Annotated in this window: 23 protein-coding genes; 14 read left to right on the top strand and 9 right to left on the bottom strand. The window is 45.3% G+C overall.

Annotated features, from left to right (window positions below):
- Positions 1–30 precede the first annotated feature (30 nt).
- From AA84_RS0102930 to AA84_RS0102905, 6 genes are all read left to right on the top strand, one after another.
- Positions 31–1,314 carry a globin-coupled sensor protein gene (locus AA84_RS0102930; RefSeq protein ID WP_028975951.1) on the top strand — a complete coding sequence of 428 codons (1,284 nt, stop codon included), beginning with the start codon at positions 31–33 and terminating at the stop codon, positions 1,312–1,314.
- A gap of 145 nt (positions 1,315–1,459) precedes the next feature.
- Positions 1,460–2,425 (top strand): AAA family ATPase, encoded by a 966-nt coding sequence (locus AA84_RS0102925; RefSeq protein ID WP_028975950.1) that lies wholly within the window; start codon positions 1,460–1,462, stop codon positions 2,423–2,425.
- A complete protein-coding gene (locus AA84_RS0102920) occupies positions 2,422–3,612 on the top strand; it encodes a DUF58 domain-containing protein (RefSeq protein ID WP_028975949.1) in 1,191 nt (396 codons plus the stop codon). The genes AA84_RS0102925 and AA84_RS0102920 overlap by 4 nt, the downstream gene beginning before the upstream one ends.
- Entirely contained in the window at positions 3,605–5,920 is a 2,316-nt protein-coding gene (locus AA84_RS0102915; protein WP_028975948.1) for a transglutaminase TgpA family protein, read from the top strand. The genes AA84_RS0102920 and AA84_RS0102915 overlap by 8 nt, the downstream gene beginning before the upstream one ends.
- A gap of 245 nt (positions 5,921–6,165) precedes the next feature.
- A complete protein-coding gene (locus AA84_RS0102910) occupies positions 6,166–7,584 on the top strand; it encodes a SpoVR family protein (protein WP_028975947.1) in 1,419 nt (472 codons plus the stop codon).
- A 189-nt stretch (positions 7,585–7,773) separates the two neighbouring features.
- Positions 7,774–7,995: a hypothetical protein gene (locus AA84_RS0102905; protein WP_028975946.1), complete on the top strand. Its 222-nt coding sequence runs from the start codon at positions 7,774–7,776 to the stop codon at positions 7,993–7,995.
- Between the two features lie 58 nt (positions 7,996–8,053).
- Here AA84_RS0102905 and AA84_RS0102900 read toward each other — a convergent pair whose 3' ends face one another.
- The 4 genes from AA84_RS0102900 to AA84_RS0102885 form a co-directional block, all read right to left on the bottom strand.
- Positions 8,054–9,133 (bottom strand): DUF871 domain-containing protein, encoded by a 1,080-nt coding sequence (locus AA84_RS0102900; RefSeq protein WP_028982685.1) that lies wholly within the window; start codon positions 9,131–9,133, stop codon positions 8,054–8,056.
- A gap of 95 nt (positions 9,134–9,228) precedes the next feature.
- On the bottom strand, positions 9,229–10,608 hold the full coding sequence (locus AA84_RS0102895; RefSeq protein ID WP_028975944.1) for a PTS transporter subunit EIIC: 1,380 nt from the start codon (positions 10,606–10,608) through the stop codon (positions 9,229–9,231).
- A gap of 4 nt (positions 10,609–10,612) precedes the next feature.
- The gene (gene murQ / locus AA84_RS0102890; protein ID WP_028975943.1) at positions 10,613–11,506 is read right to left on the bottom strand and encodes an N-acetylmuramic acid 6-phosphate etherase; all 894 of its coding nucleotides are present in this window, start codon (positions 11,504–11,506) and stop codon (positions 10,613–10,615) included.
- Positions 11,507–11,644: 138 nt separating this feature from the next.
- Positions 11,645–12,493 carry a MurR/RpiR family transcriptional regulator gene (locus AA84_RS0102885; protein ID WP_028975942.1) on the bottom strand — a complete coding sequence of 283 codons (849 nt, stop codon included), beginning with the start codon at positions 12,491–12,493 and terminating at the stop codon, positions 11,645–11,647.
- 185 nt (positions 12,494–12,678) lie between these two features.
- Here AA84_RS0102885 and AA84_RS0102880 point away from each other — a divergent pair, with 185 nt between their 5' ends.
- Positions 12,679–13,248 (top strand): LOG family protein, encoded by a 570-nt coding sequence (locus tag AA84_RS0102880; RefSeq protein WP_028975941.1) that lies wholly within the window; start codon positions 12,679–12,681, stop codon positions 13,246–13,248.
- 211 nt (positions 13,249–13,459) lie between these two features.
- Here AA84_RS0102880 and pflA read toward each other — a convergent pair whose 3' ends face one another.
- Complete coding sequence (pflA, locus tag AA84_RS0102875; protein ID WP_028975940.1) at positions 13,460–14,221, bottom strand: pyruvate formate-lyase-activating protein; 762 nt, start codon at positions 14,219–14,221, stop codon at positions 13,460–13,462.
- A gap of 44 nt (positions 14,222–14,265) precedes the next feature.
- Positions 14,266–16,521: a formate C-acetyltransferase gene (pflB, locus tag AA84_RS0102870; protein ID WP_028975939.1), complete on the bottom strand. Its 2,256-nt coding sequence runs from the start codon at positions 16,519–16,521 to the stop codon at positions 14,266–14,268.
- Positions 16,522–16,751: 230 nt separating this feature from the next.
- Here pflB and AA84_RS0102865 point away from each other — a divergent pair, with 230 nt between their 5' ends.
- On the top strand, positions 16,752–17,072 hold the full coding sequence (locus AA84_RS0102865) for a TFIIB-type zinc ribbon-containing protein (protein ID WP_028975938.1): 321 nt from the start codon (positions 16,752–16,754) through the stop codon (positions 17,070–17,072).
- 144 nt (positions 17,073–17,216) lie between these two features.
- Here the strand turns inward: AA84_RS0102865 and AA84_RS0102860 are convergent, their stop codons facing one another.
- Both AA84_RS0102860 and AA84_RS0102855 read right to left on the bottom strand, forming a co-directional pair.
- Positions 17,217–18,044, bottom strand: coding sequence for a Cof-type HAD-IIB family hydrolase (locus AA84_RS0102860; protein ID WP_028975937.1), 828 nt, complete (start codon positions 18,042–18,044; stop codon positions 17,217–17,219).
- A gap of 27 nt (positions 18,045–18,071) precedes the next feature.
- The gene (locus AA84_RS0102855) at positions 18,072–18,842 is read right to left on the bottom strand and encodes a DeoR/GlpR family DNA-binding transcription regulator (protein ID WP_028975936.1); all 771 of its coding nucleotides are present in this window, start codon (positions 18,840–18,842) and stop codon (positions 18,072–18,074) included.
- A gap of 255 nt (positions 18,843–19,097) precedes the next feature.
- Here AA84_RS0102855 and AA84_RS0102850 point away from each other — a divergent pair, with 255 nt between their 5' ends.
- The 6 genes from AA84_RS0102850 to AA84_RS0102825 all read left to right on the top strand — a co-directional run bounded on the left by AA84_RS0102850 (position 19,098) and on the right by AA84_RS0102825 (position 26,031).
- Positions 19,098–21,950 carry a sigma 54-interacting transcriptional regulator gene (locus tag AA84_RS0102850; RefSeq protein WP_028975935.1) on the top strand — a complete coding sequence of 951 codons (2,853 nt, stop codon included), beginning with the start codon at positions 19,098–19,100 and terminating at the stop codon, positions 21,948–21,950.
- 216 nt (positions 21,951–22,166) lie between these two features.
- Positions 22,167–22,664, top strand: a complete 498-nt coding sequence (locus AA84_RS0102845; RefSeq protein WP_081787934.1) for a PTS sugar transporter subunit IIB — start codon at positions 22,167–22,169, stop codon at positions 22,662–22,664.
- A gap of 180 nt (positions 22,665–22,844) precedes the next feature.
- Entirely contained in the window at positions 22,845–23,822 is a 978-nt protein-coding gene (locus AA84_RS0102840) for a mannose/fructose/sorbose PTS transporter subunit IIA (RefSeq protein ID WP_028975933.1), read from the top strand.
- A 29-nt stretch (positions 23,823–23,851) separates the two neighbouring features.
- Positions 23,852–24,661, top strand: a complete 810-nt coding sequence (locus AA84_RS0102835) for a PTS mannose/fructose/sorbose transporter subunit IIC (protein WP_028975932.1) — start codon at positions 23,852–23,854, stop codon at positions 24,659–24,661.
- Positions 24,662–24,680: 19 nt separating this feature from the next.
- Positions 24,681–25,592 (top strand): PTS system mannose/fructose/sorbose family transporter subunit IID, encoded by a 912-nt coding sequence (locus AA84_RS0102830; protein WP_028975931.1) that lies wholly within the window; start codon positions 24,681–24,683, stop codon positions 25,590–25,592.
- A 55-nt stretch (positions 25,593–25,647) separates the two neighbouring features.
- Positions 25,648–26,031, top strand: coding sequence for a DUF956 family protein (locus tag AA84_RS0102825; protein WP_028975930.1), 384 nt, complete (start codon positions 25,648–25,650; stop codon positions 26,029–26,031).
- Between the two features lie 148 nt (positions 26,032–26,179).
- Here the strand turns inward: AA84_RS0102825 and AA84_RS19315 are convergent.
- The coding region (locus AA84_RS19315) for a hypothetical protein (protein ID WP_037562837.1) at positions 26,180–26,421 on the bottom strand (242 nt) is incomplete at its 5' end.

Raw genomic sequence — 26,421 nt, 5'->3', positions numbered from 1 at the left:
ATGACAAAGGGCTGCAGAAGGGGTTGGACGATGCACGTGTTGAGAAGGAAAAAGCAGCATTCATTGCTGGTTCGCGCAAAATCGGAAAAGGTCAATCTGAACATTCAAAACCCGGATGTATTGGAAAAAATAGAGATGCTGGGCTTAAATGAGGAAGACCTGCAAATCTTAAAAATGATGCGTCCATTCGTTGAGAAAGAAATGGCACGGATCGCGCATGAATTTTATGCTGGATTTAATAAAATTGATTCACTGAAGAAGATCATTGAACAGAACAGTACGGTTGAAAAGTTGAGCCAGACCCTTGCAAGTCATGTTCTTGAGCTTTTTTCAGGCGTACTGGATGAAGCATTTCTTGCGCGTAGAAATCGAGTGGGAATGATCCATTACAGGATTGGGCTGAAGCCGCCGGTTTATATGGGGGCATTCCAGAACTTAACCTCGAGCTTAGTGACCCTTGTATTGACTCGGATGGCAGACAGAGCGGATGCTGAGCGCATGATTCAGGCAATCAATAAAATGATCAGTTTTGAGCAGCAAGTGGTCCTGGAAGCGTACGATGCAGAATACGAAAAAGCTTTAAAAAAAGAGTATGCAGTCGGACGCGAAGATTTGCGCGCAGCAATTCGAAACGTCAGTCATCAACTGGTCCATTTGTCGGAAGAGAACAAGCGATTAATGAGCAGTCAAATGCACCAGTTTGAACGTGTCCGAGAGACTGCAGTGAAGCGAAACGAACTGTCGCAGCATGCAAAAGCGCATGCTGCTGCAGGCCAAGGCCAGTTGGATCGACTGCTTGTACAGGTCGAGGCAGCTTTTCATTCAGTACATGAGATGGCAGGTATGGTCAGTCAGCTTGAGCAATCATCAAATAAAATTGGCCGTGTCATTCAATTAGTTAAAGAAATTTCAGAGCAAACCCATATCTTAGCGATTAATTCGGCAATTGAAGCCGCGCGTGCCGGTGAATTCGGCAAAGGGTTTGCGGTTGTTGCCAAGGAGATTCAGAAGCTTGCCGATCAGACCAGTAATGCCATGACTCAAATCGCTGAACTGATCGGAAATTCAACGACCGTCTCTCATGAAGTTGCCGTTTCGCTGGATCAGACCACGGCAATTATTCAGAAGGGGATGCAAGAGTCGGCACATACCGGAGAGAAATTCGAAGGAATCATTAAAACCGCCGATCAAAACAGCCGTTTGTCGCAGCAAACCGATCAAACCATTCGGGAACTTGCGGCGATCATCGACCAGCTGAGCGGCGGTGTCGAAACATTGGTCGCCTCGGCCGAACAGCTCAAACGTCAACTTTGATTATTTTTTAGCAAAAGCCGGCGAACCCGGCGGAAAAAGAAGCCTTTAAGCCGATCCTTGGAAAGAACGGCTCTTTTTTTGTACAATAAAAAAGAACGACTAAATAATAATCGAAAAATGAAATCTGTGAGAAGTGAGGTCACTTATGAATCCAAGCATTGAGGCGCATCAGACGATTTCTGAATTATTAGATCATGTTGAACGTGTTGTTGTTGGCAAACGAAAAGCTGTGAAACTCATTATAGTAGCCCTACTTGCCGGCGGGCATGTACTCATTGAAGATATTCCCGGTGTGGGCAAAACGCTCATGGTGCAAACGATCGCCAAATTAATCGGCACTGATTTCAAACGCATTCAGTTTACGCCGGATCTTCTGCCTTCCGATATCACCGGACTGTCCATCTATAATCAAAAGGAATCCCGATTTGAATTTAGACCGGGCCCAATTATGGGCAATATTATTCTTGCCGATGAAATCAATCGTACCTCACCGAAGACACAGTCTGCATTGCTTGAAGGAATGGCTGAAGGGCATGTGACCGTTGACGGGGTCACTCGGGCGCTGCCTGAATTGTTCTTTGTCATGGCCACGCAGAATCCGATTGAGTACGAAGGAACCTATGCGCTTCCTGAAGCGCAGCTTGACCGTTTTCTGATGAAATTGTCAATTGGCTATCCAGATCGAAAACATGAGCTGTCGTTGCTTGATCGGGATTCGGATCGTGACCCGCTTAGCAGATTGAAGCCGGTTCTTTCCATCGATCATCTGCTCTATCTCCGTCATTTAACCGCAGCGGTTTTCGTTTCTGATGCGATCAAAAATTATTTAATGGATCTCGTGGAAGCAACGCGTACCCATCCATCGATTGCCTTGGGGATCAGTCCGCGCGGCACGATTAGCTTGCTTCGCGCGGTTCAGGCTTACGCATTCGTGGCACAGCGGGACTATGCAATCCCAGATGATGTGAAGGCGGTTGCTCCTTATGTCCTTGCCCATCGCCTTTTGCTTAAGGCAGAGGCGGCTTATGAGCAAAAGGATGCGCACATGCTCATTCAGGAGATCCTCGCGAGCATTAAAATTCCTGTATCGCTAAAGGAACCGCTGCAATGACACGGAAACGTTGGCTGAGGCGTTTATTACGCAGTTTTATGCGCATACTTCCTGCGCTTACGCTTACCGTTGTTTTGTTTCTGTTTGCACTTGCTCAAGGCGGTTTTCTGACTTGGTTCCTCTTTTATGTCTTTATTCCTGTAGATCTGTATCTGCTGCTCCTTTTCGTGTATCCATTTCGCTCAATGACTGTTGAACGTACAAATGTGAATCAAAGGATCTTTGCTGGCGATGCGCTCCACCTGACGGTACGTTTAAAGCGGCGATGGGCAGTCCCTTTCTTTCTTCTGACTTTGATTGAGCGTCCCGATGACCAGAGGCTTGCGCATGCGACGACGAAAACGCAAATGCTTATATGGCTTACTTCAGAACTAACGACCACGACCCGTTTGCTCAATATGCCAAGAGGAACGTTCTCCTTGAATCAACTGGAACTGACCGTTGGCGATCCATTTGGCTTTTTTAAAAGAACGGTCTTTATATCCGATGCGACTACTGTTTTTGTTTATCCAAAGCCCGTTCAGCTCCCGGTCGACGATTTAAATCTGATCCGTCATAGTGGTGCCTATGCGTCTTCTGAAGAAGCGGATAGGGCTGATTTTGCCGGTGTTCGGGACTATCGTCCAAGTGACCGGCCTTCATGGCTGGACTGGAAATCTGCCGCGCGAACCAACACATTAGTTACCAAGCTTTTCGAGCCGGACCATGAGCGCCTAGCCTCAGTGACTCTTGTTGCAACAAAAACAGAAGAGAATGAACGATTCGAGCTTGCCGTTTCCTATACCGCTTCTCTGCTCAAAACGTTGCTAAACTGCGGATTTACCGTGTCCCTGAGCTATCGTTCCGGGACTCAACCGCTTCTTCTTCATGATCATTCAGAGCGTACGCTTGTGACTGCTTATCAAGCATTAGCTGAATTGACTAAAGAACAGGTGCTTGAATTAGACGAGGTTCAGATGACGACACGTGCAAAAAATATCGGTTATGCCGTAAGTACCGATGAAGGTCTGGCTGCCGTGATGAGCCGTTTTGCAGACACCTACAGACGTCCGCAAAAATTGTTCTACATCGTTGGGAAGCAAACGCCCCAGGTACATCCGCAGCAACCGTCTTCGTGGTTTTCAATTCTCTATGTCACGAAAAAGCAGGCAATATCAAAGGGAAAGACAGGTGACGATTATGCGTGAAGGCCGTAACTCATTGGTCGCAAGAACCATCATCTACGGCCTGTCCGGGCTGCTCTTATGGTTCTGCTTTCAACCGCTTCTTGTTCTAACAATCTTAAATGCCAAGCTGCTGCTGCTCCTGTTTATCGGGAGTATGCTGGTGATGGTTTATTTTAAGCTGCCGAAATGGCTTTGCGTGACGGTTTGTGCGGGGTTAATTCTGCATGCCGTACATTTTTATTTCTTCAAAGCCTACCCGTTCTTACAACCCGAGTGGTTTTTGCTATTTTTAGGACAAACACGCGACAGTTTCCATTCGCTTTGGCAAGGCGATGCTGCCGAGATCCCGGACGTATTTAGTGCGTTCATGTTTTACCTTGTCTTTGGATTCGTTCTATTCACGGTGAATCATTGGCTGGAGAAGGGACGGATTATACTCTTTGTTGCGCTTGCCATGTTGAGCAGTCTGGCGATCGACACGCTGACGTATTTCGATGGGCGGCAAACCATCGTTGTTCAGGCAGCGGTTGCACTTGCTCTGTTGAGTTTTCATCAATGGCAAAATTTTGTTCAAAAAGGTGACAAGACCCATTCGCTGAGAATGACTAGGAGCTGGTTTGCTGTAACAGGGATGGTCATTGCTGCCTTCCTTTTGTTTGCACTGATGCTGCCAAAGCCGGACAGTTTGTGGAAAGGTCCGTCAAACTATGTAAGCGGACTCGGGCTGAGTTTCTTTAATAATGATTCGTTTTTCTCAGGAAACCAAAGGATTGGTTACGATGATGATGATTCGCGTTTAGGCGGCTCAATTGCGATGGATCAAACCCCACTGTTTACCGCTGCAATCAGCGGATCACCGCAATATTGGCGCGTCGCGTACAAGGATCATTACACCGGGCATGGCTGGAGTAACGGCAACCGTTATTTCATGCCTATATCCGGTTCGCGCTCATTGTCCGAAATGCTCACGCTCTACGGAGCGAAGACCAAGAAAAATGAGCAGACGGCTGTACTGCGCTTTTCCAGCAGCAGTCCGGCGATTTTGCCTTATGCGGGCGAGCCGCAGCAGATTACGGTTCCAGGAAAACAAGTGAAGCTCGATCAGCTCAATGGACAATTACTGACTGTTGATGAACGGAAGGCGGATCAGGCGACCATTCGCTACGAGGCTCCAAGTTATCACACATCGGCACTGCGCGCACCTGCTTCAGCAAATGATCCGCAAATCATACGTGACACTTATTTGCAATTGCCTCAGAAATTGCCCAAGCGTGTACAAACGCTCGCAAAACGGCTGACCGACGGAAAGGCGAACCGCTATGATCAAGTGAATGCAGTTGTAAACTATCTGCGATCATCACGATTTACCTATTCGACCGATCGCGTTCCGGTTCCGTCAAACGATCAGGACTATGTTGATCAATTTCTGTTTGCGTCAAAAGTCGGCTATTGCGACAATTTCTCAACATCGCTGGTGGTACTTTTGCGTTCAGCGGGGATTCCGGCACGCTGGGTTAAAGGGTTTACGTCCGGCGAATATGTTCGCAACGTTCAGGAAAAAGTCAAGGGAAAAACAATCGACTTAAACGAATATCGGATTACCAATGCAGACGCACATTCCTGGGGAGAAGTTTATTTTCAGGGCAGCGGCTGGGTCAGCTTTGAAGCAACGCCTTCGTTCAGCAACCCGAGCGAGTTTGCATCTGAGAATTCGACGAATGCTTCTGAACGTTCAGATACACAGCAGCAATCCGGCAGCAGCGCTGAATCTGATCAAAATCAACAGAGTACGAACCAAAAGGAGCAACAGCAGCAAAAGGATCCGCAGCAGAAAACGGCAAAGCAAAACAATACGGAATCTCAGACGAAAGCTCAAACGAACAACGCTGGTGCAGAAACGCCAGCTGTTCATTGGAAAGCGATTGCTTGGACAGCCGCAGGTATCCTTCTCGCTGCTGCGATTGCTGCGTTTCTGACCCGTAAAAAATGGTTTCGGGCAGTCTATGTTTATCAGCTGCATAAAAAATCAATTGAGCATGATCAAGACTTTGTGTACTTATTCCAGCGGTTGCTTCGTGTGCTTGCGCTTGATGGATGGGAACGTTCGGATTCAGAAACGTTGCGCGAGTTTGCACAACGCTTTGATGAACAAAACGACGGTTGCGCACTTTATCTGTTAATCGAACAGTATGAACAAATGATTTACCGGAATGGTAGTCGTGGTTATCAGCTGGATGCGGAGCAGATCCGTATTTTGCTGAATCGGACGATCGACCACCGCTCCAAAGTGACGCCAGCGGAAAAGGATCTCAACCAAAAAGCAGAATAAGCCTGTTGAGTCGAGCATCCGCAGCGATGATGCAATAAAAAGGCATCGATCAACGACTCATGATTAAAGCAGGACGGAATCCATCTTCACAGCGCAATAGGCTGATCGTATCAAAAGATCGGATGAAAGATAAAAGACTTAGCATTCTGGGGAGTTGCCCGGTATATTTTGTCCGGTTCGACTCATAAGATGAAGAATAAGTCAAAGTGATTGCTGATCATGAATCGGAAAGGGTGCTGCGATCGATGAATGATACGGACCATAAAGAGCTCGAACGATCAATTGAGGAAATAACAGAGGTTGCAGAAGGATTTGGCCTTGACTTTTACCCGATGCGTTACGAAATCTGTCCTGCAGAAATCATTTATACATTCGGTGCTTACGGAATGCCGACGCGCTTTTCCCATTGGAGTTTTGGAAAGCAGTTTTACAAAATGAAGCTTCAGTATGATCTCGGTCTTAGTAAAATCTATGAATTGGTCATTAACTCCGATCCGTGCTATGCCTTCTTATTAAATACGAATAGTCTTATCCAAAATAAAATGATCGCTGCCCATGTGCTCGCCCATTGCGATTTTTTCAAAAATAATGTCCGCTTTTCCAACACACGCCGCGACATGGTTGAAAGTATGAGTGCAACCGCTGAGCGGATTCATAATTATGAGGAACAGTACGGGAGCAAGAAAGTCGAAAAATTTTTGGATGCGGTGCTTGCCATACAAGAACATGTCGATCCGCGTATCATTCGCAAAGGTGATTGGCTGGATAGTAAGCCGGGCAAACCAGTAAAAAAGAAAAGGAAGCCAATTTCGCAATATCAAGACCTCATTGACATGGATAAAACGGATGAAGGCGATGGGCAAAATGAAGAAGAAACCAAATTTCCAAATCGCCCTGAGAAAGATTTATTGTTCTTTATTGAAGAGTACAGCAGGGTACTTGAAGATTGGCAGCGCGACATTCTCACAATGCTGCGTGAGGAAATGCTTTATTTTTGGCCGCAACTAGAAACAAAGATCATGAATGAAGGCTGGGCCTCCTACTGGCATCAGCGAATCCTGCGTGAACTGGATCTGACTTCAGATGAAGCGGTTGAATTTGCCAAGTTGAATGCCCAGGTTGTTCAGCCATCACAGCAAAGTCTGAATCCGTACTACCTTGGGTTAAAGATTTTCGAGGATATCGAAGAACGCTACAATCACCCCAGTCAAGAAATGCTCAGCTTCGGCGTCAAGGAAGGCACCGGCCGTGAGAAAATCTTTGAAGTCCGTGAGCTGGAATCGGATCAATCCTTTATTCGAAATTACTTAACCAAGCAACTTGTTCAGCGTGAGGATCTATTCATGTTCGAAAAGAAAGGCGATCAATACGCGATTACCGATAAGGATTGGAAGAACGTTCGCGATCAACTCGTTTCGATGCGCATCAATGGCGGATTTCCGTACATTGTTGTTGAAAACGGCGATTACCATCATAGCGGTGAATTGCTTCTGAAGCATCGATACGAAGGCACCGAACTGGATCTCCGCGATCTTGAAGGTGTCCTGAACTACTTGTTTCAATTGTGGGGAAGACCGGTACACTTGGAAACCGTCATCGAAGATCATCCAACCTTGTTCAGCAGTGAAGGCAAAGAAATGAAACGAAAGCGATTGGACAGTTAATGGAATTAAGAGCAAGTCAAACAGCCCCTTCCTAATATTGGGAGGGGTTGTTTTTTTGCATCTCAGATTGAGACAAGATGTGCCAAGCATCGCTGACTGTCGAAATCTTTAATTGGGCTTAAAAGCTACTTTACAGTTCCACGTTACACTGGAACTAGGGACAGACAAGTGCATAAAGGAGCTGAGCAGATGCGCGCCAAACAGAAAGAGTTACTGACTCTGATCTGCTTGTTGTTAGTCTTAAGCTTGTTCTATTTTAAGATGATCGTTAATCCGCCTATTGTGCCGCAGAATAAAGATGGCCAAACGCATTTCACGGAAGTAAATACAAGCGATTCCAAAACACTCAAACCTAAAACAGAAGAAAAAGTCAATCGGAAACTGCTTGTTGAAGTACCGTTAATTAAATAGAGAAACAAAATCAGCAAATCGGAGCATGTCGGTTTGCTGATTTTTTAGGGAAATAGGTTCATTTATTTGTGCACTTGCTTTCCCAGACAATTTGGAATTTGGTACCGCCGCTAATATACTGAAGAAGTGGCAAATCCTTGGAGATGATCCTCCCTACTCGATTCACTTTTTCATCTGCAACAAGATCATGTTTACTGATTTGGATCTCTCCTTGATATCGACCATAGCATTGATTGTCGATCGTAATCGAACCCGTGGGACGTGGTCGATGATGATGGTTTGGCAAAATGGGCGTATCCACCAGATGCAGCATACGTGATTCATAGGATCGTACGCAATCCCTAGCTTCGTCTGGTCGATTCGTTTGTACCGTACTGAGTGTTTTAAGTAGCTTTTTATCTTGAATTTCAGGGTGGGCATGGAGTAGTATGATGCCTTTGTCCCATGCAATAAACTGTTCAAGTACCTGACTCGACATGTCTGGGTCACCAAGGATTAAATCATCGACAGATTCATGGAGCAGATCGACGAAAGCAGCAAATGGTGAATAATGACGATGGTCTTCAAGAGTAGGTAACCCTTTAAATAACGGTCCGCGACAATTTTGATCTCCAGGGAAAAAAGCTGCAACCGATAATCCGGCTTCCTTAAACCACGCATTAGATCGACGAAAGGCTTGCCGCGATAGTCCGGTTTCTGGTCTTGGATAGAAGTTATGGCACGCAGTCACCTGGCTTGCAATCATCCCTTCACGCAGCATGGCCGCTAATGATTGAGGGGTGAGCGTGCTTGCATTAAGAACAATAGCCATTTGGTTTGAAAGTGCAACGGCAGATTTTTCATCAAATCCGTCATCGAGCCGAAGTGCACGAATCCCTATGTCCTTTAATTGGCTTGCTTTATTTAAGCTTAAGCGCAGTGCGCCTAAGGAATCCGCAGCGATATCCGCAGTAACATGCATCTTATTTTTCTTTGCCCATAATCCCAATTCGCTCAATCGTTCCCGATAGGTGGCTGAATTTTCTTCTGGGATATGTAAAGAAGTGAAGATTCTTCTGAATCCATGATCCCGGTAACGCTTCATTCGTTCCAACTGCTCATTAATCGGTTGATTTAAATAGACGGAGTAGCCAAGCAATAGAAACACTCCTTTTCATCTGTTCTTTGCTGAAAAAAGAAATGAAGCGGAGAATCACCGCTCCATTTCTTTAGCGTTTATTTATAGCGATCCGCTCATTTAATATTCTCTGCCATTTTCTCATTATAGCCGAAAAGATAGGTGAGAATAAATCCTGCTGCGTATGCAATAATGAGCCCAATAAAATAATACACGTATTTATTTTGGGCAATTAGGGGAATTAAAGACAAACCAGAGACACCGATACCGAGCGCTCCAGTATGCATGACCGCTTGAAAAGCACCGCCAAATGCTGCGCCGATACAAGCGGTAATAAATGGCCGACCAAGCGGGAGCGTCACGCCATAAAGTAAAGGTTCGCCAATGCCTAGAAATCCAACAGGCAATCCCCCCTTGATGTTATTACGCAATTTCTTATTCTTAGTTTTAACGTAGACGGCAATGGCTGCACCGACCTGACCCGCACCGGCCATAGCAAGAACGGGAAGCAAGCTCGTATAACCAAATTGGTGAATCAAGTCGAGATGAATCGGAGTTAGCCCTTGATGCAATCCAACCATCACGAGTGGGAGGAAGAAACCTGAAAGGAGTGCACCGGCAACGATACCGCCAATATTTAAAATGGATTGAATACCGTTTGTGATTGCATCTGTGAAAACACCGAATAATGGCTGAATGGCGTAAAGTGAAAGAAGTCCGACGGTCAAAAGAGATATTAGTGGAGTAATAATAATGTCTAGACTGTTTGGTACGCCTTTACGAACTTGTTTCTCAATGAGTGTAATTAGCCAAGCAGCGAAAATGACACCAAATAAACCACCGCGTCCGGGCGTCAATGCTTCACCGTAAATAGTCAGGTTGGCAAGTGCCGGATTAAATAGAATCATGCCCATGATTGCTCCAAGAACCGGTGTTCCATTAAACTCTTTGGCTGTATTCCACCCAACTAAAATCGCTAAGAAGGTAAATAGACTGCTGCCGATAACGACCATAATTGAAAGCAGTGTCGACTTAGGATCGGCACCGGCATTGATCGAAAAATTAGCAATTCCGTTGATCAGCCCTGAAGCGACCAATCCAGGAATCAGAGGAATAAAAATATTGCCGATCTTTTTTAATAATTGTTTGATCGGTGTTTTCTTTGACCTATTCTTAATTTCTTGTTTATTTATTGCTGCGCGTTCTTCTAGACTTAGGTCATCAGGGTTATTTTCTTCCCCGATATTCAAACCAGTCAACGAACTCAGAGACGCTGCAACTCGGTTTACCGTTCCTGGTCCGACAACAATTTGCAACGTGTCATCGTCAACGACACCTAAGACTCCGTTAATTGATCTTAAGCCTTCCATATCGACTTTCTCTTTCGTGTTAACCGTAAGTCGCAGACGTGTTTGACAGTGCATAATCTTATACAAATTCTCTTGTCCACCGATATTTTTTAAGATAGATGCTGCCATTTGTTGTTCCTTAGTCATTTGATCATTCCTCCTTAAGTGTTTTGCGAACAAAGCCGTGAGCTGCATTCAGTCGTACAATGGCTTCATCATATGTGCAATGAAGCAAGGTCATTACAATTGCAGCTTTGACATTGTGATTTGCCTGAATAAATTTTTCTTCGGCTGTATTTCTGTCGGTACCCGTAGCTTCCTCTATGATTCGTTTCGCACGGTCGATCAGCTTGCTGTTGGAAGGCTGAACATCCACCATCAAGTTTCCATATACTTTTCCAATCTGAACCATTGAAGCAGTTGAGATCATGTTAAGAACCATTTTCTGAGCTGTTCCTGCTTTAAGCCGGGTTGAACCAGTCAATACTTCAGGTCCTGTTTCAATTTCTATTGCGGTATCAGCATAACGACTGATTGCAGCCTCTGTGTTGCATGCAAGACTAACTGTTTTGGCGCCTTGGCTTTTTGCATAGGTTAATCCGCCAATAACATAGGGGGTACATCCGCTCGCTGCAATACCAATCACAGTGTCCTTTGAACTGATTAACTGTTGTTTAAGATCCTCACCTCCAAGTTCTTTGCTGTCCTCTGCACCTTCAATAGCCATAGTCAATGCTTTTTCACCACCGGCGATGAGTCCTTTTACCATTTCCGGAGAGACACTGAATGTGGGAAGACATTCCGACGCATCGAGCACACCAAGCCTGCCACTGGTTCCGGCTCCCATATAGATTAATCTTCCGCCTGCTTTGAATGAAGAAACTACATGCTGGGTCGCTTGTTCAATGGCTGGTAAAGCCTGCTCAATAGCATGTGGAACGGTCTGGTCTTCATGATTCATCATCGTCAATAATTCATGAAGCGACATGGTGTCCAGATTCATTGTCTTCTGATTACGGCGTTCGGTTGCGAGATTTTTTTTCACTGCATACACACACCTTTTCTGTTCTCTTTATTTATTTTATTAATAATATTCTATAAAATTGAAACAAAAAGTCAATATAATTAACGAAAATAAAGAAATTATATTTCATATATGGGGAAATAAAAAGCAATCATTCGACTATCTCCTAAATTTAATGACTGCTTCACGAGCTTCTCGATATTGTTCAATGAGGAGGTCGCTGGATAAATGGAAGACGCTGAGATACAAAGCATCGACAATATTGAGCTGAGTCATCGTGGATGCGATACTCCCGATACGGAAATCCTGTTCAACGGCGGGTGTACACAATGGGATATCAGCCATTTTTAACAGAGGTGACTGCGTCGCATTGGTGATCGCGATCACACGAGCGCCTTTATTTTTAACGAGCTGGGCAAGCTGAAGCACGTCTTTTGTTTTTCCCGACATGCTGATGGCAACAAAAATGGAAGCAGGGGACAGGAACGGTGTTGTGGCTGCTGCTTGGTGGAAATCGGGAATCATCATCGAATGATAGCCGAGACGTGAAAATTTGTAGCTTCCATCTATTGCGGCAATAGCGGAACCACCAACTCCAAAAAAAATAATCTTATCTGCGTCTTTTAATTGGCGGACTGCTTTTTCAAATTGTTTGCGCTCCAGTGAAAGTGAGGTTGATTCAATTGCTTGCTTGTTTAATTGAGTAACCTTGCAAAAAAGATCGTAAGGTGCGTCGTTTTTCTTTAAACTTGAAAAGTCAGTTAAATCTTCTTCGGATAGGGGAAGTTCTTTGGCAAGTGTGAGTTTAAAGGTCTTGAAATTTGCTGCACCAACGGATTTGCAGAAACGAACAACCGTTGCTTCGCTGACATCGGTTTTATTTGATAAATCTTTTGACGTCATATTCGGAACGAGTTCTGGATATCGTGTAATATAGCGGCCAACTCTTTTCTCGGCTTCTGAGAGTTGATCGAGGCGGTTTTTAACTTGCTGGATTAACGTTGGCACTCTGCTATCCTCCGTCATTGAATTTGTTCTTTTATAATATTATTGTTCAGTCAAGCTTGCAAGAAAATGACTAAATTAATTGAGCGTACGATTCATGATTAATTTAGGTCGAAATGGAGGGTTGCGTACGAATTTTTCATATATGCTATAGTAAACCTATCATCAAAGAGAAATGAGGGAGCAGTTTGAAACGTATTGCGGTTTACTGTGGGGCGAGCAGGGGCAAGAATCCAATCTACGAGACGCATGCAATTATGCTGGCGAAATGGATTGCTTCTCATCGGTATGGATTGGTTTACGGAGGCGGAAAGATTGGTTTAATGGGTATTGTCGCTGACACGGTACTTAATAACGGTGGGAGCGTTACAGGGATTATCCCGCAATTCCTCGTTGATCGCGAAATCGCTCATCCTAGGCTTGATCAATTAATAGTGACTGAGGATATGGATGTTCGCAAGAAAAAAATGATGGAGCTGTCTGATTGTTGCATTGCGCTTCCTGGAGGTCCAGGAACACTGGAAGAGATTTCTGAGGCTGTCTCTTGGGTTCGTGTTGGCGAGAATGACAGTCCGTGTATCTTTTATAATGTGAACGGCTACTATGATTTGGTGGCTCAGTTTTTTGATCAAATGGTTTCAGAAGGCTTTCTAACACAAGAAGATCGTGCTAAAGTATTTTTTATCGATGCCCTTGATGAGATTGAAAAAGTGATAAGCAGTTATCAACCCCCCGTTGTGCGAAAGTATGCGAAATAACTGTAGAAATCTAAAGAATATTTAGTAACGAGGAAAAACGAGAGGCACCCTTGTCCCTCTCGTTTTTTGCTGCACGCATTATTCAGATGCTAGAGCGCAGGATGACTGGCGATCATTCCAATATTGGCGTGTTACGGCATCCGGGGCGAAGACAAAAAAACAGAGAGAAGCATGCTTCTCTCTGTTCATTCATGCTATAAATCTTTTTCGATCACTGTGGCGCTGCGACGAGCGGTCGATGCAGCTTTTGCTGGATTAATTCAGCAGCACGTGTGACTTCCTCGTTTGTCGGTGGTTCGATGCCTTCGAGGGGATAATCGAGACCGTTTGCTTTCCATTTGAAAACCCCCATCTTGTGATAAGGCAGAATTTCCACACGTTCGACATTATCCAGCGTGTCGATGAATGCGCCAAGATCGGTCAGATCATCTGCAGAATCGGTAATCGTCGGCACCAGGACATGGCGGATCCAGACGGGAATCTGTTTCTTTGCTAAAAGACGTGCAAAGGCGAGAATCCGTTCATTGGGCTGTCCGGTCAGCCACTTATGACGTTCTGAATTGATTTCTTTAATATCAAGCAAAACTAGATCAGTGACTTCTGCCAGTTGATCAAATTTCTTATGAAAGAAAGGTGCATCGACATAGCAGCATCCGGATGTATCCAGTGCGGTATGGACCCCGATCGCTTTGCAGGCTTGAAACAATTCGATGAGAAAAGGGATTTGCAGCAGTGCTTCGCCGCCGCTTACCGTAATTCCGCCTCCAGATGACTGGATAAACGGAAGATAGTCCTTTAGCTCGCGAATGATTTCATCAACGCTGACTTGCTTGCCTGTTCCGATTGGTCGTGTATCGACGTTATGGCAATACTTGCATCGGAGTGGGCAGCCTTGGGTAAAGACGACAAAGCGAATGCCGGGGCCATCAACTGTGCCGAACGATTCAATGGAGTGAATGTTACCGAGAACCATTGAAGCTCCTCCTTTCTTTTCCAAACAGGACACAGTAACAGCTGTTAAATCGATTTGTGGAAGGTGCGGTGCAGCACTTCCAGTTGCTGTTCACGGGTCAGCTTAATGAAGTTGACGGCATATCCGGAGACACGGATGGTCAACTGAGGATACTTTTCAGGATGGTCCATGGCATCAATGAGTGTCTCGCGGTTGAACACATTAATATTAATATGATGGCCTCCCTTAACTGAATAGCCGTCGAGCATCGCATCTAGATTGGACGTACGTGAGCCGTCATCTTTGCCGAGTGCTTGCGGCACAATTGAGAAGGTATTCGAGATGCCGTCTAGTGCATCGCGGTATGGTAATTTCGCTACTGACGATAGTGAAGCGAGCGCGCCCTTGCTGTCCCGTCCGTGCATTGGGTTTGCGCCCGGTGCGAATGCTTCGCCGCGCAGACGGCCATCCGGTGTGCTGCCGGTCTTCTTGCCGTAGACAACGTTCGACGTAATCGTCAGAATCGAAAGGGTATGAACCGATTCACGATAGGTTTCTGTCTTTTTCAGCTTTTTCATAAAGCGCTCCACAAGATCAACGGCAATGGCATCGACACGGTCATCATTATTTCCGTATTTCGGGAAATCACCGTCGATGGTGAATCCGGTTGTAATCCCGTCTTCGTCACGCTGTACGTGAACGTTGGCATATTTGATCGCACTTAGCGAGTCTGCTGCGACGCTGAGTCCGGCAATCCCGGTTGCCATCGTGCGCAGAATATGCGTATCGTGAAGTGCCATTTCACTGCGTTCATAGGAGTACTTGTCGTGCATATAGTGGATCACGTTCAAAGTGTTGATATAGAGATCGGCCAGCCAATCCATCATAATGTCGAATTTCTGCATGACTTCATCATAGTCCAGCACATCACTTGTGATCGGCGAAAGCGGAGGAGCGACTTGAACCTTTTTAATTTCATCAACGCCGCCGTTAATTGCGTACAGCAGTGTTTTCGCTAAGTTTGCGCGTGCACCGAAGAACTGCATTTGCTTTCCAATCCGCATTGCGGAGACGCAGCAGGCAATCCCATAATCGTCGCCATATTGAAGGCGCATCAAGTCATCGTTTTCATATTGAATCGCGCTGGTCTTGATGGAGATCTGAGCACAGTATTCCTTGAATGCTTTCGGCAACTGCTTTGACCAAAGTACAGTCAGGTTCGGTTCCGGAGCCGGTCCAAGATTCTCCAATGTATGAAGAAAGCGGAATGAGTTCTTTGTCACAAGCGGCTGACCGTCTACGGAGATGCCGCCGATGGATTCGGTAACCCAAGTCGGATCGCCGCTGAATAGTTCGTTATATTCCGGTGTACGTGCGAACTTAACAAGACGCAGTTTCATAACGAAATGATCGACCAGTTCCTGGGCTTCTTCTTCAGTCAGTACGTGGTTTTTCAAATCGCGTTCAATGAAAATGTCGAGGAAGCTTGACGTTCTGCCAAGACTCATCGCCGCCCCGTTCTGTTCCTTAACTGCAGCCAAATAGCCGAAATAGAGCCATTGGAAGGCTTCTTGCGCATTGGATGCCGGTTTGGAAATATCAAATCCGTAGCTTGCAGCCATTTTCTTAATGTCCTGCAGTGCGCGAATTTGTTCGGTAAGTTCCTCACGCAGGCGGATGACCGCTTCACTCATCTTGCTTCCTGTATTCTTTTTATCGATTTGTTTCTGTTCAATGAGAAAATCGATGCCGTACAGTGCGACACGCCGGTAGTCGCCGATAATACGTCCGCGTCCGTACGCATCAGGAAGACCGGTAATAATTCCGACGTGGCGTGCCAGTCGCATTTCATCGGTGTACGCGTCAAAGACGCCTTGGTTATGCGTTTTACGGTATTCAGTGAAAATATGGTCGACCTCTTTGTCGATTTTAAAGCCATAGGATGCTGCAGCCTGATCGGCCATGCGGATCCCGCCAAACGGCATTAGGGCACGCTTAAACGGCTTATCGGTTTGAAAACCAACAACTTTTTCCATCGTTTTATTTAAATAGCCAGGTTTATGGGATGTAATGGTTGAGACGATTTCGGTGTCCATATCCAGAACACCGCCGTTTTTTCGTTCTTGTTCAGACAGCTGCATAACTTGTTTCCAAAGAAGTGTCGTATTCTTTGTCGGTCCGGAGAGAAAGGATTCGTCGCCTGTGTACGTATGAATATTCCTTATGATAAAGTCGCGAACGTCAATCTCATGTTTCCAGATTCCGTCAGCAAAACCATCCCAAGAGGAATCATACTTGTTTTCTTTTACAACTGCTTCCATGTCGTTCATCTCCTCATTTCTTCATTTCTACATCATTTGATGAAACACATGATGCGTTATCGTACACACTTAGTATATAATAACTTATGTAAACGCTTACACGTTGTTTGTGACTTTTTTGTTAACATTTTGTTCGCGTATACAGACGTAAAAGTGTATTTGGGTGCGTATGACTATATAATAAATAAAGCGCATTCATAGTGATTTTAGAAAAGAGAGGGAGTGCTCGGATGTATTGCCCAATTTGTGATGAAGTGCGTATGAAAGAAGTTGAAAAAGACGGGGTCTTGATTGATGTTTGTCCAAATTGTAAGGGGATGTGGCTGGACCGCGGCGAACTTGACAAACTTTCGCGCCGCGTACAGGAAGTCCGCCGTCCATTTAATGATTGGTATGACGATGATGACGAGCATAATGCGCGTCACGATAAGGAGCGTGATCGCCACTACCACGATCAGAGAAATGACCGTGATGATTATGTAAAAGGCAAATATCCGCGACGAAAAAAGAAAAAATCGGTGATGGATATGCTAGGCGATATTTTTGATTAATCGAAAAAGTCCAGAGGCGATGCTCTGGACTTTTTAATCGATGATGTTTTAAACGGCTGTGCCGTGTTGTTTTTTCAAGCACAACGGCATCGGTCTACACGCATTTTTTTAAGGGATATCCTTTTCCTTCGTTTCCTCAAGGGCTTAATAAGCTGCTGGAAGCACGCTGAAACGCTCAAGCGCGGCGGCGATGCCGTCTTGATCATTGGACAACGTGATGTAGTCGGCAGATCCTTTCACTTGCATCGGTGCATTGGCCATCGCCACACCGACTCCAGCATAGCGCAGCATCGGTACATCGTTATAATTATCTCCAAAGGCGAGCGTCTGTTCACGTGCAACATGATAGAAATCAATAATGTGCTGCATTGCTGAAGCTTTGCTGACCTGTTTCGAGGTAATCTCCAAATAGGTGGATTTGGACTTATAGAAGATGGCATCAAGCGACACATCGGTCAATCGCTGCTCCAGTGCATCGATTTCTTCCGGTGCTCCCATACAAAGAATTTTATGCAGCGGCGGCCATTTTCTTAAGGGATTCTCCAAGAAGTCGAAACGATGCATCGGTGTTGCGGCGATTGCTTGTTCCTGAAGGACCCAAGGGTTGGCGGGCTCCGGGACAAGCCAGCGATCAAAACTGTATGCCGAGAAGCTCACGGAGGGAAAATGGGCATCTACTTGCTGCCACACAGTCTTTGCTGCCTGTGGCGCCAGTGTCGTTGCTTGCAGAGGCTCCCCGTCTAGCTGCACCGAGTCAACGATTAAAGCACCGCTGTAACAGATCATCGGACCGGCTAAACCGAGTCGCTGCTGCAGCGGCAGAATACCGCTTGGCATACGGGCGGAAACGAGGATAAAAGGGATGTTTTGCTTCGCGCAGGCGTGAACCGCATGGATGGTCCGTTCAGTCAGTTGATGATGCGTCGTAATCAGAGTACCGTCAATATCGCTGAAGATTACTTGAATCGCCACTAAAACCCACTCCTTTAACACCATTTGTCATGAATCAGAGTCAATAAGAATCAACTCCGCGCCTTGCATTTTACATGCGGCATCGATTTTCTCAGGCGGCTTGCAATCGGTAATGAATTGATCGACGGCATCCCAGTCGAACGCTTTAAAACGGCTCATTTGTTCGCATTTCTTATGGTCAGCCAGAATCAAGGTACGATCGGATCGCTCGGAGACGGTTCGGCTAATCCATGCATCCTCCTCATCCTCATAATAAATACCGTCCGTGCCTAGTGCAGCGGCGCCGAGAAAGGCAGCATCAAAATGAAGACGCTCGATCTGTTTGATGCTGTCCACGGAAAAGAAAAATCGATTTCGCAGTTGGAAGCTGCCTCCGAATAGATAGACGCTGCTTTGCTCATCCTCGGATAATAAATCCGCAACATCAAGTGAATGGGTGAAAATGCTTACTGAATCATGCATTTGTTTTGCCATGCATGAGATCGTTGTCGATGCGTTCAGAAAGTAAGTACCATTAGGCGCTAAAAAGGATAATGCTTTCTTTCCGATAAGCATCTTTTCTTGCGAATAAGCCTTCATCCGTTCGCGATAGGCAAGAATGCGTTTCTTCAAATCAGGAAGCGCGATTCCTCCGTGTGTGCGGATGGCAGCTCCTTGCTCGGTGAGTTTAACGATGTCGCGCCGGGCTGTGTCGCGTGAGACATGCAGCAGTGCACAGAGATCCGCGACGGAAAGGCTGTGTTTTTTTTGAAGCACATCAAGAATGGTGACAAGACGTTCTTCTTGATAAATGATCACTCAGCCCCTTTCAAGGGATTCGTTGTGTTAACGGCATTGAAGATTATAGTAAACCGGACCTTTATTAAGTAATTGTAAGTTAAGACAGCTAAAAGTCAAGTAATTGTAAGTAAAAAGGCGCTTATATTTTTGGTTTCAACAGGTGTACAGATGATCGGATGCAATATAAACCCTTTGATAAAGATAATGAATTCGCTTACTTTCCCAAACTGTGATACACTAGCGATACACAATATATAAAAAGGGGGGCATCGAGTGACACGGCGTGAAAAAGTTTTAACCTATTTGGAAACGTACGCACGCAGTATGGATCAAGGTGTTACAACAAGCGAACTATCCGAAGCGATCGGTGTACTACGCCCGAATGTGAGCAAGGTGCTCAATCAGCTTGTCAGAGAGGGCAGGGTGAAGAAAACCAATGGCCGACCCGTTCACTATTTCGTGAATCATGCAGCCGGAAAAGATGAAATGAAGATGCAGCAGAAGCCGAACATCGGATTTGCAGGATATGCACGGATTCGTGATCCAAGCACGAAAGGGGAAGTTGCAGCAAAGAAGCACGAAGTGGATGTTTTTAAGAGCATGATTGGCAGCCGTGACAGCCTGAAGAATCAGGTCGAACAAGCCAAAGCAGCGCTGCTGTATCCGCCGCACGGACTGAATACACTGATTATTGGGCCGACAGGATCGGGGAAGACCTATTTTGCTCATAAAATGTACCATTTTGCATTGGATCGAAAGATCATTTCCAAAAAGGGATTTACCACATTCAATTGTGCGGATTACGCACACAATCCACAGTTATTGATGTCGCATCTGTTTGGCTATGTCAAGGGAGCTTTTACTGGTGCCAATGCGGATAAAGCTGGCCTGATTCAGGAAGCTGACGGCGGAATGCTTTTTCTTGATGAAGTTCATCGTCTGCCGCCTGAGGGGCAAGAAATGATCTTTTATTTTATGGATCATGGAACCTACAGTCGTTTAGGCGAGACTGCCAAAGTGCATCATGCGGACGTCAGGCTTGTTTACGCAACAACTGAAGACCCGAAAAGTTCATTGTTGCAGACTTTTGTCCGTCGTATTCCGATTATCATTCAGCTGCCGGATTTTAACCAAAGAAGTGCTCGTGAAAAGTTGCAATTATTAGAACAACTATTAACGCTTGAAGCGAATCGGATTCATAAAAATATTCGCTTAAGTGAAGACGTCGTGCAGGCTTTGCTGGGAAGTGTCACCTACGGTAATGTTGGGCAATTGAAATCGAATATTCAATTAGTTTGCGCTCAAGGGTTCTTGAACAGCATGCATCATAAACATGAAATTACGCTGCTTTTTAACCAGTTGCCGCCGAATATTAAAGACGGACTTTCCAACTTGGCAAGCGATCGCCGGGAGCTGGGGAATTTGAGCCGCTTACTTGAGCCGATGATGGTAATTAAGCCTGATGCCCAGCGCGGAACGCCCGACATTGACAGTTATGAGTTGCCGTATAATTTGTATGAAATCATTGGCGATAAAGCTGCACTGCTGAAAGAAGATGGATTGGATCAAGCTGCGATTAATCACTTCGTGATGACCGATATTAATTTGCATTTAAAATCTTTCTATCGTCAGGGAAAGTTGGACAAAACAATCGACGGTCTAGGTGAGATCGTTGATCAAGAAATTATTGAGTTAACAAAGCAGATACAGCGACTGCTTCAGGAAAGAGAAAATTATCCGGTCAGGGATCAATTCATTTATGCGATGAGCCTGCACATCAGTTCTTTTATCAAACGGATCCAGTCAGGGAAACCGCTGCGTACGATTTCAGCTGATTTGATTTCAATGGTCCATGATTATCCGGTCGAACTCAAGATTGCCGAACGCGTGAAAGATTTGATCAGAGATCATTATCATTTTCCGATTCCAGAATCTGAAGTTTATTACATGGCGATTCTTTTAGTGTCGCTTAAATCAGAACCTAAAACCGGAAAAGTCGGCATCGTTGTGGCAGCCCATGGTGACAGTACCGCCTCCTCAATGGTGCGCGTTGTTTCGCAACTGCTGTCTGTCGATAACATTGCTGCCTACGATATGCCGCTTGAAATGAGCCCCAAAGTCGCATTGGCCGGGATTGCCGCGCAAGTGAAGCGGATCGATCAAGGCAGCGGCGTTCTACTCTTGGTGGATATGGGGTCTCTGAGCACATTTAGCAATAAACTGATCGAGAAAACGACTATTCATGTCCGAACGATCGATATGGTGACGACAGCGATGGTGCTTGAAGCCGCGCGTAAAACAGCACTGATCGATAGTGATCTTGAAACCGTCTATCGGGAATTGCGTGAATTTAATGGCTACTCGCGAACGATCGAAAAGGTGCAGCAAAAGAAGAAAGATGTCCAGAAACGATCCGATCAACGAGAGAAAGCGATTATTGCGATTTGTTCGACTGGTGAAGGAACGGCTAAGCGAATCAAAGACCTGTTAGATAAGATCTTAGTTGATCATCTGATCGATGATATCACCGTGATTACCGTTTCGCTTGTGACGATGAACGAACAAATTGTCAAGATTCAGCAAGACTATCAAATCGTCGCCGCAACCGGTGTTGTGAAACCCCAAGTTGCTGTTCCGTTTGTTTCATTAGAAGACTTATTGCAGGGTGGAGGCGAGCGCTTTGTCAGTCTGATCGAAGAGATAGACAATCATGCTGTATATGAGGCTGAGACTTTCGAACATTCGGAGCTCTTAACGAAAGAAATGAGTCAGAACTATCTGGGACGCTACTTTACTTTCATTAATCCTGGGAAAATTGTAAACATATTATGGGGGTATTGCGATTTTATTCAGCAGCGCAGTCAGTCTAAACTGTCAAATGCTTTCAAGATTAGTTTGATCATGCATATGGCAGGGTCACTTGAGCGTTATCTGACACGCTCAGAAATGCGTGTTGACGAACAAAGACTGTCGAGGATCAGAATGGAAAAACTGTATCCGATCGTGAAACAGGCAAACGAAATTCTGCATGAAACGCTTAATATCAATCTTTCAGACGCAGAAGTGTTTTATATCGTTGAATTACTTAATACAGAAAAAGAAAAAAGTGATACACAAAATAATTGATACACAGTTTAAATGTGTCAATTATTTTTTTTATTAGTGGAGAAAGGCTATTAGCTCAGCTTCGCGATGCGATACACAAAAAGTGGCATGCAATTTGCTTGTGTTGTGATGTCTGTATTCTTTGAGATCTTTTGGCTTTTTCGCGACTTACTTGGAAAAGGTGGCGCGTGATAGGATGAGTTGCTTTGGTTGCACGCGAAATGTTGGTGAATGGTCATGACAATGGATGTGCGTTTTTTACGTATTGACAGCCGCTTGTTGCATGGGCAAGTGACGACGAATTGGGCAAAAGTCATCAAGGTTAACCGGATCTTAATTGTGTCCGATCGTGTGGCGAGTGATCGGACACGCAAGACATTGATCATACAAGCTGCCCCTCCTGGGATCAAAACGAATGTCATCACGGTTGAGAAAATGATCAGAATGTATCACGATCCGCGTTTCGACCTTTTAAAACCGATGATTTTGGTTGAAGATCCCGTTGATGCAAGACGTATTGTCGAAGGCGGCATAACGATCGATTCGGTTAATATTGGTGCGATCAGTTTTGACACGACGCGTGTCATGGTTACCGATGCGATCGCTGTAAATCCAGCCGATGTGGCAGCTTTCAAGTGGCTCCATGATCAGGGAATTAAGCTTGATGTCCGAAAGGTCTCAAATGACAGTTCAAAGAATCTTTGGAAGTCGCTTTCCGAAAAGGGTTTAGTTTAGCGTAAATGATTTCGAGCCCGCCTTCCTTACAGTGCACGCTTGCAAACATGAAGGGGGTGAGGTTTCCGTACGGCGAATCAATCGGCTATGCTGTTTTAGTCTTTTATGAAAGCGATAACAGAACGGGATGCTTTAGGTATCTGCTAAAGTGAAAATTTCATAAATAGGAGGTAGGAAGCAATGGTGGGTATTATCCTGGCAAGCCACGGCAATTTTGCTGAAGGCATTTTCCAGTCCGGCTCAATGATTTTCGGCGAGCAGGAAAATGTCAAAACGGTTACTTTAATGCCAAGCGAAGGCCCCGATGATGTAAAGGCAAAGATGAAAGAAGCCATTGCATCTTTAAACGATCAAGAAGAAGTGCTGTTTTTAGTCGATCTTTGGGGCGGTACACCGTTTAATCAAGTCAACAGCTTGTTTGAAGCGCACAAAGACAAATGGGCAATCGTTGCGGGTATGAATTTGCCGATGTTGATTGAAGCGTATGCTTCACGCTTATCAATGAACACCGCGCGTGAAATTGCGAAGCATATTTTGCGCACAGCAAAGGAAGGGGTCAAAGTAAGACCCGAGGAATTAGAGTCAGTAAAAGCAACGGTAGCGGCTCCTGCGCAACAATCCAATGCGGGGACGTCCGGTACATTTAAATACGTGTTAGCACGTATTGATTCTCGCCTGCTTCACGGTCAAGTCGCAACGGCTTGGACAAAGACAACACGACCGACACGGATCATCGTTGTCTCTGATGCGGTAGCTAAGGATGAACTGCGTAAGAAATTGATCCAGCAAGCTGCTCCGCCAGGCGTTAAAGCACATGTGGTTCCTGTCGATCAAATGATCAAACTTGCAAAAGATGATCAACACTTCGGCGGCCAACGTGCATTACTTCTTTTCGAAAACCCACAGGACGCGCTTAGGGCGGTTGAAGGCGGCGTTCCATTGAAGACGATCAACGTTGGTTCTTTGGCACACTCGCCAGGTAAAGTTCAGCCGAACAAGGTGTTGGCGTTTGGCCAAGAGGACATTGATACGTTCATTAAGCTGAAAAAAGCTGGTTTGGACTTCGATGTACGTAAAGTTCCAAACGATTCAAAAGGTAACATGGACGAAATTATCAAGAAAGCTCAAGACGAGTTAAATCGATTAAGAAAATCTTAATGATCAGGTGAAAAGGGGGATTAATCATCATGGATTTGAACATTATTCAAATGATATTAGTCGTTATCATCGCATTTCTGGCTGGTATGGAAGGAATCTTGGATGAATTTCACTTCCACCAACCGGTCATTGCTTGTACGTTAATCGGCTTAGTTACGGGAGACTTGATCCCGTGTCTTATCCTCGGTGGTACGCTGCAAATGATTGCTCTAGGTTGGGCAAATATAGGTGCTGCAGTCGCACCTGATGCTGCGCTCGCATCGGTCGCATCTGCAATTATTTTGGTTCTCGGCGGACAAGGGAACGCTGGCGTATCTTCGGCAATCGCGATTGCCGTTCCGCTCGCTGTTGCAGGCTTATTATTAACAATCATCTGCCGTACGATTGCAACAGGCTTTGTCCACCTGATGGATGCTGCAGCTAGAGAAGGGAATTTTAGAAAAATTGAATTTTGGCACATCATCGCGATCTGCATGCAAGGGGTACGTATTGCAATCCCGGCCGCATTAATTTTGGCGATTGGTGCCGGTCCGGTTCGAGGGTTGCTTGCATCAATGCCGATTTGGTTGACAGACGGTTTAGCAATTGGCGGGGGCATGGTCGTCGCCGTAGGTTATGCAATGGTGATTAACATGATGGCGACAAAAGAAGTATGGCCATTCTTCGCGATTGGCTTTGTACTCGCGACGGTGACACAAATCACATTGATCGGTCTCGGTGCGATTGGTGTGGCGCTTGCACTGATCTATTTAGCGCTTTCGAAACAAGGCGGCGGCTCAGGTAAGGGCGGAAATGCAAACACCGGTGATCCATTAGGCGATATTATTGATAATTACTAAGAAGGAGGGGGAGATAGCAATGGCACAAGAATTGAAACTATCAAAAAAAGATCGTATTTCGGTTTGGTGGCGCTCAACGTTCCTTCAAGGTTCTTGGAACTATGAACGGATGCAAAACGGTGGTTGGGCCTACTCAATGATTCCCGCAATTAAAAAATTATACACGTCTAAGGAAGATCGTGCTGCCGCACTAAAACGTCACTTAGAGTTCTTTAATACGCACCCGTATGTCGCTTCACCCATTATTGGTGTCACTTTAGCGCTTGAAGAAGAACGTGCGAATGGTGCGCCGGTTGATGACGTGGCCATTCAAGGGGTTAAGGTCGGTATGATGGGGCCGTTAGCAGGTATCGGTGATCCGGTTTTCTGGTTCACAGTCAAACCAATCCTTGGCGCATTGGCAGCTTCTCTTGCGATGGGCGGCAACATCCTCGGACCTATTCTTTATTTCGTTGGCTGGAATATTATTCGTATGGCATTCATGTGGTATACACAAGAATTTGGTTACAAAGCGGGTTCTAAAATTACTGACGATTTATCCGGTGGATTACTTCAAGATATTACGAAAGGTGCATCGATTCTTGGTATGTTCATCCTCGGTGCATTAGTGAACCGTTGGGTATCGGTGAAATTCACGCCAATTGTATCGTCAGTGAAACTTGACAACGGTGCCTATATTGATTGGAGTAAATTACCTTCCGGAGCGCAAGGGATTAAAGAGGCGTTGGAACAGCAAGCTGCTGGTCTTTCACTAGAAGCGCATAAAGTCACGACATTACAAAATAATTTGGACAGTTTAATCCCTGGTTTAGCAGCCTTGGTACTAACACTTTTTTGCATGTGGCTGCTTAAGAAGAAAGTCTCTCCAATTGTTATTATTCTCGGATTGTTCGTGATTGGTATTGTCTTTCATGTCATTCACTTAATGTAAGCGTGAAGTTTTTTGGTGAAGCATGGGTAAGCGAAACGAAAGGAAGTGGAGAAAAATGGTTCAATCAGTGAATACAAAAGTCGATTTTGTAGCGGATGCCACGTCTTATATGGGGCTGACTGATTACGGCAAAGTCATGATCGGCGACAAGGCGTTTGAATTTTATAATGCCCGAAATGCCCAAAAATACATTCGCATCCCTTGGAATGAAGTCGATTATGTCATTGCTTCAGTGATGTTCCAAGGAAAGTGGATCCCCCGCTATGCACTACGGACGAAGAAAAATGGAACGTACACTTTTTCTTCCAAGCATCCAAAAGACGTTTTGCGTGCGATACGCAACTACGTGGAATCAGAACGCATGGTCAAGTCGCTGACGTTCTTTCAAGTTGTCAAACGCGGCCTAAAAGCGATGTTTGTCCGAAAAAGAAGTCAATAGTCTCGCCACTTTTAAAGAATTAGAAGCACATGTTTCGTTTGCTGCGCCTCATCTGAACAAACAGTCGTTTTGTAAACGGCTGTTTTTTTTCAGGAAAAGAAAGTATAAGATTTTGCCCCATCTTCAAACCCATAGACCCGTGTCTTGACTATGAATCAAAGCGGAGGTGCTCTGGCGCCTGCGGGATCGCGCGTTGTTGCTGCGTGCCAGCGAGTAACCGAAGCGACGATTCAGCACCGAAAAGACACGAATCCATCACACATGGCTGGAGATAGAGGACCAAGCACAGCTTGGTTTTTCTCACAGGAAAAGAAAGTTTATGATTTTGCTTTGGTGTAGAACGATAAGCGGCAATTTCATCAATAAGAGTTAGCTCGAGACACGAAAGCG

The sequence above is a fragment of the Sporolactobacillus terrae DSM 11697 genome (genome assembly GCF_000648615.1).
GTDB classification, from domain to species: Bacteria; Bacillota; Bacilli; order Bacillales; family Sporolactobacillaceae; genus Sporolactobacillus; species Sporolactobacillus terrae.
Note: the sequence above shows the minus strand (reverse complement) of the source record. Positions and strands in the feature narration are given on the sequence as shown.